The organism is Pseudomonas sp. NDM (assembly GCF_003105095.1).
GTDB classification, from domain to species: domain Bacteria; phylum Pseudomonadota; class Gammaproteobacteria; order Pseudomonadales; family Pseudomonadaceae; genus Aquipseudomonas; species Aquipseudomonas moraviensis_A.
In genome coordinates, this window is sequence record NZ_QETJ01000206.1 from 1 (window position 1) to 7,420 (window position 7,420).

Annotated in this window: 10 protein-coding genes; 5 read left to right on the forward strand and 5 right to left on the reverse strand. The window is 62.5% G+C overall.

From position 1 onward, the window contains the following. On the reverse strand, positions 1 to 287 hold a 287-nt coding region (locus tag DCO47_RS24435; RefSeq protein ID WP_116659103.1), incomplete at its 3' end, for a general secretion pathway protein GspC. A 120-nt stretch (positions 288 to 407) separates the two neighbouring features. Here DCO47_RS24435 and DCO47_RS24440 point away from each other — a divergent pair. After that, positions 408 to 854: a GspH/FimT family pseudopilin gene (locus tag DCO47_RS24440; RefSeq protein WP_116659104.1), complete on the forward strand. Its 447-nt coding sequence runs from the start codon at positions 408 to 410 to the stop codon at positions 852 to 854. After that, entirely contained in the window at positions 851 to 1,459 is a 609-nt protein-coding gene (locus DCO47_RS24445) for a prepilin-type N-terminal cleavage/methylation domain-containing protein (RefSeq protein ID WP_116659105.1), read from the forward strand. The genes DCO47_RS24440 and DCO47_RS24445 overlap by 4 nt, the downstream gene beginning before the upstream one ends. Before the next feature lie 180 nt (positions 1,460 to 1,639). Here DCO47_RS24445 and DCO47_RS24450 read toward each other — a convergent pair whose 3' ends face one another. From DCO47_RS24450 to DCO47_RS24460, 3 genes are read right to left on the reverse strand one after another with little or no spacing between them, the layout of a single operon-like run. Then, positions 1,640 to 2,578, reverse strand: a complete 939-nt coding sequence (locus tag DCO47_RS24450) for a FecR domain-containing protein (RefSeq protein WP_116659106.1) — start codon at positions 2,576 to 2,578, stop codon at positions 1,640 to 1,642. Positions 2,579 to 2,610: 32 nt separating this feature from the next. Beyond that, positions 2,611 to 3,162, reverse strand: coding sequence for an RNA polymerase sigma factor (locus DCO47_RS24455; protein WP_042606800.1), 552 nt, complete (start codon positions 3,160 to 3,162; stop codon positions 2,611 to 2,613). Further along, positions 3,159 to 3,881 carry a secretin and TonB N-terminal domain-containing protein gene (locus DCO47_RS24460; RefSeq protein ID WP_165839221.1) on the reverse strand — a complete coding sequence of 241 codons (723 nt, stop codon included), beginning with the start codon at positions 3,879 to 3,881 and terminating at the stop codon, positions 3,159 to 3,161. The genes DCO47_RS24455 and DCO47_RS24460 overlap by 4 nt, the downstream gene beginning before the upstream one ends. Before the next feature lie 165 nt (positions 3,882 to 4,046). Here DCO47_RS24460 and DCO47_RS24465 point away from each other — a divergent pair, with 165 nt between their 5' ends. Beyond that, complete coding sequence (locus tag DCO47_RS24465) at positions 4,047 to 4,334, forward strand: hypothetical protein (protein ID WP_256590249.1); 288 nt, start codon at positions 4,047 to 4,049, stop codon at positions 4,332 to 4,334. A gap of 414 nt (positions 4,335 to 4,748) precedes the next feature. Here the strand turns inward: DCO47_RS24465 and DCO47_RS24470 are convergent, their stop codons facing one another. Beyond that, entirely contained in the window at positions 4,749 to 5,189 is a 441-nt protein-coding gene (locus DCO47_RS24470) for a carboxymuconolactone decarboxylase family protein (RefSeq protein WP_064363689.1), read from the reverse strand. 313 nt (positions 5,190 to 5,502) lie between these two features. Between DCO47_RS24470 and DCO47_RS24480 the strand changes: the two genes are divergently transcribed. Next, entirely contained in the window at positions 5,503 to 6,936 is a 1,434-nt protein-coding gene (locus DCO47_RS24480) for a PLP-dependent aminotransferase family protein (RefSeq protein ID WP_116659109.1), read from the forward strand. 123 nt (positions 6,937 to 7,059) lie between these two features. Next, on the forward strand, positions 7,060 to 7,353 hold the full coding sequence (locus tag DCO47_RS24485; protein WP_064363423.1) for an antibiotic biosynthesis monooxygenase family protein: 294 nt from the start codon (positions 7,060 to 7,062) through the stop codon (positions 7,351 to 7,353). The last annotated feature ends 67 nt before the right edge of the window (positions 7,354 to 7,420 follow it).

Sequence of the window (7,420 nt, forward strand, 5' to 3'; positions counted from 1 at the left end):
AAAAAACTCCTCGGCGCGCCATCGTTCAAACTCAATATCGCCACCGTCCCGCTCCCGCCCGCGATCACCCCGCTCACCTTGATATCCACCGGTGCGGTTTCATTGGAAAACCACTGCAACGCCGGGCTGTCACTTCTCGCCGCGAGCACTTGCGGGGCGGCTGCGGGGGTGTGGGATTCCGCCGTGGTCAGCAGCAGCGACGACCATGTCGCGACGCCCATCAGGGCGGCGAGCAGGGCCAGGGCCTGGACGGTTTGCGCCGGGGTAATCCGTGCGGTGAATTTCATGGGTTGTCGCTCCTTGTTGTCCCTGTTGCCAGCCTACGCGGCAATTCTCTCCGTTTTATTTCACATGCCTTACATGTTCGCCGGGCACGATGGGGTGGGACGCCAAGGAGCGCGTGGGTGATGAGCAGGCAGCAGGGTTTTACGTTGATCGAGTTGATGGTGGTGCTGGTGATCATCGGGATTGCCAGTGCGGCGATCAGTTTGAGTATCAGGCCCGATCCGTTGCAGTTGTTGCGCAAGGATGCCGAGCGGGTTGCGCAGTTGTTGCAGGTGGCGCAGGCCGAGGCTCGCGCGGATGGGCGGCCGATTGTGTGGGTGGCGGATGCCAAGGGGTTTCGCTTTGGGCGGCGTAGTGAGGGTGGCGTTGGGTTTGAGTCGTTCAAGGAGGATGCGCAGTTGCGCCCGCGTGCGTGGCAGAGTCCGAAAGTGGAGGTGCGTGTGGAGCCCCGGCAGACGGTGGTGCTGAATGCCGAGTGGATCAATCCGCCGTTGCGGCTGATTTTGTCGGATGGGGCCAATCGGCTGAGTGTGCTGCGCGATGGCGCTGGGCGGATCAGTATTCAATGAAGACTCAGCAAGGGTTCACTCTGATTGAGGTGATGGTCGCGATTCTGCTGATGGCGGTGGTCAGTCTGATTGCCTGGCGCGGGCTGGACAGTGTGACGCGGGCGGACAGTCATTTGCAGGCGAGCAGTGAGCAGAGCGATGGGTTGTTGCGGGTGTTGAATCAGTTGCAGCGGGATGTGGACATGCGCGCTGGGGTCGAGTTGAGCGAGCCGCGCAAGGTTGGGGCTGAGGATGAGGCGCCGACTGCGCCGCCGGCGGTGACGGTGCGCAGTAGTGATAGCAAGGGGTTTCGGCTGGACATTATTCGTAGCGCGGCGGATCAGCCGGGGGCGTTGCAGCGGGTTCGGTGGTGGGTCAAGGGGGATACGTTGTATCGGGCGGTGGCTGAGGCGCGCAGTCGCTATCCGTTGCCGGCGCCTGGGAATGGGGTGGCGGTGTTGAATGAGTTGAGTGATGTGCAGGTGCGGGTTTGGGAGGTGGACAAGGGCTGGCGGCAGCTGAGTGGGAATCGGCGGGAGGATCCGTTGGGGTTGGAGATTAGTTTGAGTCGGCAGACGGCGCAGGGGGTTGAGCGGTATCGGCAGGTGATTGGGTTGTTGCAATAGCCGGGATCACCGCAGCTTTTTTGTAGGAGTGAGCCTGCTCGCGATTGCGGTGGGTCAGTCAATGTTGTTGTTGCTGGTAGACCGCTTTCGCGAGCAGGCTCGCTCCCACAGAAAGCAAGATCAAGATCAAAAGATCGCGGCCTTCGGCAGCTCCTACAGTTGGATTGCGCTGGGCTTTGGTTAGCTGAGGACGACCACACCGCCGGGGAGTTCGGTGCATTTGATGCCGTAGGCGTCGCGGATAAGCAATGCGACACCCGCGAGTTGGTCGAGGTTGAAGCGGGCCTGGACGCGGCGTTGGCCGAGTTCGCGGTTGAGCAGCAGGAGCATGCCGGGGCGGTAGCGGTTGATTTCGTCGATCATCTGGCTGAGGGTCGCGCCGTTGAACACCAGCACTTGTTGGCGCCAGTTCATCACGGCGGCGGTGTCGACGGTTTGCACGTTGCCCACCTGACCTTTGTCGTAAGTGATTTGCTGGCCCGGTTGGAGGCGCAGGCTAAGGCCTGCAACGTCCACTTCGACCGCGCCGTCGAGGCAGGTCACGCAGACTTGCTGGTCGGTGTTGCGCAGGTTGAAGCGGGCCTGGCTGGCGCGCAACCACCCTGCTCCGGCCTGCATCGCCAGCGGCAGGCGTGCGGTTTGCACTTCGACTTCGCCGCTGACCAGTTCAAAACCCTGCACGCCGTTTTCGACGCTGCGCTGGTTGATGCGGGTCTGGGTGTTCAGTTCGAGGCTGACGCCTTGTGCCGGCTCGACCCGGCGTTGCTGGCCGACTTCGGTGATGTAGTCGGCGCCCAAGCCTTCGAAGCCGCCGGGAATCGTGCCGCGCACCAGCAGGAATGCGGCTGAGGCGGCAATTGCGCCGCCGAGAAATGCCCGTCGGCCGAAGCTGCGCCGGCCCTGCAAGGCTTCGGCGGCCGGTTGCAGGCGATGCCACAGGCGCTTGGTTTCTTCGAACGCCTGGGCGTGTTCGCCGCTCTGCGCGCACCATTCGCGCAGGGCGCGGGCGTCGGCGACGGTGGCGCGGCCCGAGGTCAGCAGGATCAGCCAGTCGCGGGCTTCGCTGTGCAGGGACTCGTCGGCCGAAGGCTCGGCGGGTTTCAGTCGAAAGATGTTCAAACGCGCAAATTCTCAACGGATTAATCGGGTCACTATTCGCTAGACGGTTTTCCGGCCCCGCGACCGAACCGCTGAAACACTTTTCTTTCCAGTTTCGCCGCGCAGAAGCTCAACGCGGCTTTGATTTCCTTCTCGACCATGCGCGTGGAAATGCCGAAACGCTGGGAGATTTCCAGGTGCGGCGCCTCCTCCAGCCGCGCGGCGATGAAGATCCGTCGACGCCGTGCGGGCAGTTCGTACAAGGCGCTGAGCAGGGCCTGCATTTCCTTTTGCCCGCCGACGACCCGCGCCGGATCGAGGGCTTCGTCGCCCAGTTGCAGCAGTTCCTCGACTTCGGTGCCGGTGAGCAAACGTGCGTCGGCCTGACGGCGGTCGGCGGCGATGTTGAGGGCCATGCGATACAGGTAGGCGTTGGGCTTGAGCAGGTTCGGCGGGGTTTCCATGCGATCGACCCGCAGCCAGGTTTCGTGCAGCACGTCGTTGGCCAGGTCCTCGGAGCCGAGGCGGCGGCGCAGGCGCACGCGAAAATCCTCGTAGGAGCTGAGGAACAGCTGGCCCATCAAGCTTTGTCCGGCGTCTTTCATCCCCCGGAAACTCCTTCCCATCTGGTGCATTCCATGCGTTTCCCTGACGACTCCGGTAACAACAGCAACGTGACCGGCTGGCGCAAGGCGCTGGGTGTCGGCCGGTCGATTGTGAGGTTGCGAAAACTTTCCACCAGCGCGTTATCGCGCCTTACATCGCCGGTCGAAGTGACCAACCGGTTGTGCTGCACCACGCCGTCGCGCCCGACCCACACCTGCAACACCGCGCGATAACTGCCCGGCCGTGTCAGCGGCGAACGGCAGAGTTTGCGCTCGATCGCTGCTTGCACCGCCGTCGCGTAACTGCGATTGACCGCGACAGCGGCCGGCGTGGGTTTGTCCGTCGGCGCTGGCAGATCCTCCACCTGCGCCGCTTGCAAGGTGAACGCGTCGGCGCGGGCGTAGCGTGCCATCAACCCGGTGCCGCCGAGCAAATGGCGCAAGGCGTCGGCGGCGGTGTATTCGCCATCCACGGCAAGGGAACGACGGCCCCGGCTCAACTGGCTGTCGACCAAAACCGCGACGCCGGTGGCACGGCTGTACTGATCCAGCGCCCGGGCCAGTTCCTGCGCGGGGATGTGCAAGGTCATGCGCATATCCGCCGGTGCCGGATCAGCATTGACTGCGCTGGCCAGCAGACCGAGCAGCCACCCCAGACCCGCGCGGCGCACAAGCGTCGCCGAGCGCTGAAGACTGATCCGCGAACTGCCTCGCTGCACGACTGGCGCACCCCTGAAAATCGCTATCCTGCGGGGCATTTATGACTCTGGTATGACGGGCGGTGCAAAAAAACCATCACGGGTTTTGCGCTGCGCTTGCACTAGACTCAAACCCCAGAGCGGCCCAATCGGGCGGGCCAGGAGGCGGACATGAAAACACGGTGGATGTGGGTCTTGCTGATGACGGTGGGCACGGCGCAGGCGGAGGAGCCGCTGGGCTGTGTCGAGGTCACGGTCGGCGGCTACAAGGCGCCGAATTACGACTGCCTGAGCCAGCAGATGGGTAACAATCCGGACGGCGCGGCGGCGGCGCAGAAAAACATGGAAGCGTTGAATGTGCCGGTGCACAAGCGACCGCCGAATCAGGTCGGGCTGGCGACACCGGCGGCGACGAGTACGCGGATGGGGAATACGTTTGGCACCTCGGTGAAGCCGCAGCGGCCGGCCAACTGAAAACCATGCATTGTGGTGATCAATTTCTGTGTGGGCTGAGATTGCCATTTTGTAGCGAGGGAGCTTGCTCCCGCTGGGGTGCGTAGCGCCCCCAAAACTGCCGAACCGGTTTTGCCTGACACACTGCATGCTCAGGCTTTGCGACTGCTGCGCAGCCCAGCGGGATCAAGCTCCCTCGCCACAGGGTTGTGTGGTGAACAGTCTCTGTGTGGGTTGAGATTGCCATTTTGTGGCGAGGGAGCTTGCTCCCGCTGGGGTGCGTAGCGCCCCCAAACCTGCCGAACCGATTTTGCCTGACCCACCGCATGCTCAGGCTTTGCGACTGCTGCGCAGCCGAGCGGGAGCAAGCTCCCTCGTCACAGGGTTGTGTGGTGATCAATTTCTGTGTGGGCTGAGATTGCCGGTGTGTGGTGATCAGTCACTCGGGGTCTGGCGGAAGCTGACGGCGAGGCGATTCCAGCTGTTGATGGTGCTGACGGCAACCGTCAGGTCCACCAGTTGACCTTCATCGAACTGCTCGCGCGCCTGCTGGTAGACGTCATCGGGCACGTGGCTTTCGGACAACAGCGTCACCGCCTCGGCCCAGGCCAGCGCGGCCCGTTCGCGCGGGTTGAAGAAGTTGCTGTCGCGCCACACGGCGATCGCATACAGGCGCCGGTCGCTCTCCCCGGCTCGCCGCGCGTCCACCGAGTGCATGTCGGTGCAGAACGCACAGCCGTTGAGTTGCGAGGCGCGGATTCGGATCAGTTGCAGCAGCGACGCTTCGATACTCAGGTTGCTGGTCAGCGCCTCCATGGCAATCATCGCTTTCATCGCCTTGGGCGACGCGTTGTAGTAATCCAGACGCAGGGACATGGCGCGGCTCTCGGCAGGCGGAATGATGAGTTCACGGTAAGGGCTGGCATGACCGCATGACAGACCCAATTTGACGATTAATGAGGACACCATCGAACCACGGCCACACACATTTCCCTGTAGGAGTGAGCCTGCTCGCGATAGCGATCTGTCATTCAACATTGATGGTGGCTGATCCACCGCCATCGCGAGCAGGCTCACTCCTACAAGGGACATGCGCCAATTTGCGGTTTTTACTCCACGCAACTACTGCCAAAAGCCCAACAACGCTAATCTGACCGACACTTCATTCACCTCCGGGAGCCTCGTCGGTATGGAACTTCATGTCGTGATCAACGGCCGCAAGGATCTTGCCGGTCAGTTGTATCAGCAGTTGCGCGCGGCGATTGAATCCGGGCGCTTGGCGGCGGGTACGCAGTTGCCGCCCAGCCGCTTGCTGGCCGAGCAGTTGGGCATCTCGCGCAAGACCATTTCCGACACCTATGCGCAGCTGACCTACGAAAACTTCCTCACCGGGGTGATCGGCAAAGGCACCTACGTCAACGCGCGCCCCGCCCAGGTGCAGCGCAAGCAGAGCCACACCGAGCTGGCCAGTGCCGAGGTGATCGAGAGCTGGCGCAATCTGCCGGTGTTCCTGCGTCATCCGACGCTGGAAGGTTCGCTGCGCTACGACTTCATCGGTGGCGCCACCAGCAAGGGCCAGTTCCCGCAGGACGACTGGCGCCGCTGCGTCGCCCATGCGATGCGGCAGATGGCGCAGTCGAAAGGTTTCTACAGCGTCGCCGAAGGCTTGCCCGCGCTGCGCAACGCGATCGCCCGGCACATCGCCTTTTCCCGTGGCATCAATTGTCAGGACGAGGACATCGTCGTATGCAACGGCGCACAACAGGCGCTGGACCTGATTGCGCGCGTACTGACCCGTCCCGGCAGTCTGGTGGCGATGGAGGATCCCGGTTATCCGCCCGCGCGCTTGCTGTTCGGCACGCACGGCGCCGAGGTGGTCGGGGTGCCGGTGGATGCCGAGGGCATTCAGGTCGAGCAGATTCCCGATGGCACAAGGCTGATTTATGTAACGCCGTCGCACCAGTTTCCGCTGGGCATGGCAATGAGTCAGGCGCGCCGCGAGGCCCTGCTCGCCCGAGCTCATGAACTGGGCGCGATCATCATCGAAGACGATTACGACAGTGAGTTCCGCTACGAAGGCCGGCCCACCGATTCGCTGTACAACCTCGATCAGCGCGGGATCGTCGCCTACGTCGGCACCTTCTCGAAAACCCTGCTGCCGGAGTTGCGCCTGGGCTACGCGATCCTGCCGCCGTCGATCATCGAGGCGGTGATTCGTGCCAAACAGTTGACCGATCTGCACGCCTCGACCCTGCCGCAATGGGCGCTGGCCAAGTTCATCGCAGAGGGCTGCCTGCTCAAGCACATTCGCCGCTGCCACACGATCTATGCGCAACGGCGCGAACGGATTCTCGAGCGCATGGCAACCGATCTCGCGCCATGGCTGCAAGCCGTACCGGCCAGTGCCGGGTTTCACATGGCGGTGTTCTGCAAGGTGCCTATCGATTTGCCACTGGTCATCGAGCTGGCGAAAAAGGTCGAGGTCGGCCTGTATGCGATCAGTGGTTTCTACTACCAGCAGCCGGCGAAGGAAGGCTTGTACTTCGGCTTCGGCGCCATCGAAACCCTTGATATCGACACAGCCCTCGATCGCCTGCGTGACATCCTCGAACAGCTGTCATGAGCCCTTGGTATAAGGCTTTTACCGCCGATTGGTTATTGGTGATTCATGGCGGCAGGCCTATTCTGCACAGGCGTTATCCCTCAGTGAGCAGGATTCGTCCGGCCTGATTCAGGAGTGTGAGCAATGTCCAACGAAGTGATCAACACGGTTCAGGTGAAGGCTGTTGCGGGCCGCTCGGAAGAGCTCGGCAAGCAATTGCAGAAGATCGTCGACACCCTGCGCGAAACCCCGGGCTGCGATTCCTACCTGGTCGACCGCTGCCCCGAGGACAGCCACCGCTGGACGGTCAGTGCGCGCTGGCAGTCGGAAGCGGCGATGCAGGCGCATTTCAACCGCCCCGAGGCGCAGGGGTTTATCGACCTGATCGATAGCCGCCTGGCCAATAGCGTCGATTTCAACAGCTTCCCAATCGTTTAAAAGCAAGATCAAAAGATCGCAGCCTTCGGCAGCTCCTACTCTGGAATGCGTTCCCCTGTAGGAGCTG

What these genes read in the sequence shown, in the direction of transcription:
- DCO47_RS24440 (WP_116659104.1), top strand. Translation starts at nt 408, where the DNA reads ATGAGCAGGCAGCAGGGTTTTACGTTGATCGAGTTGATGGTGGTGCTG.
- DCO47_RS24445 (WP_116659105.1), top strand. Translation starts at nt 851, where the DNA reads ATGAAGACTCAGCAAGGGTTCACTCTGATTGAGGTGATGGTCGCGATT.
- DCO47_RS24455 (WP_042606800.1), bottom strand. Translation starts at nt 3,162, where the DNA reads ATGAAAGACGCCGGACAAAGCTTGATGGGCCAGCTGTTCCTCAGCTCC.
- DCO47_RS24465 (WP_256590249.1), top strand. Translation starts at nt 4,047, where the DNA reads ATGTGGGTCTTGCTGATGACGGTGGGCACGGCGCAGGCGGAGGAGCCG.
- DCO47_RS24470 (WP_064363689.1), bottom strand. Translation starts at nt 5,189, where the DNA reads ATGTCCCTGCGTCTGGATTACTACAACGCGTCGCCCAAGGCGATGAAA.
- DCO47_RS24480 (WP_116659109.1), top strand. Translation starts at nt 5,503, where the DNA reads ATGGAACTTCATGTCGTGATCAACGGCCGCAAGGATCTTGCCGGTCAG.
- DCO47_RS24485 (WP_064363423.1), top strand. Translation starts at nt 7,060, where the DNA reads ATGTCCAACGAAGTGATCAACACGGTTCAGGTGAAGGCTGTTGCGGGC.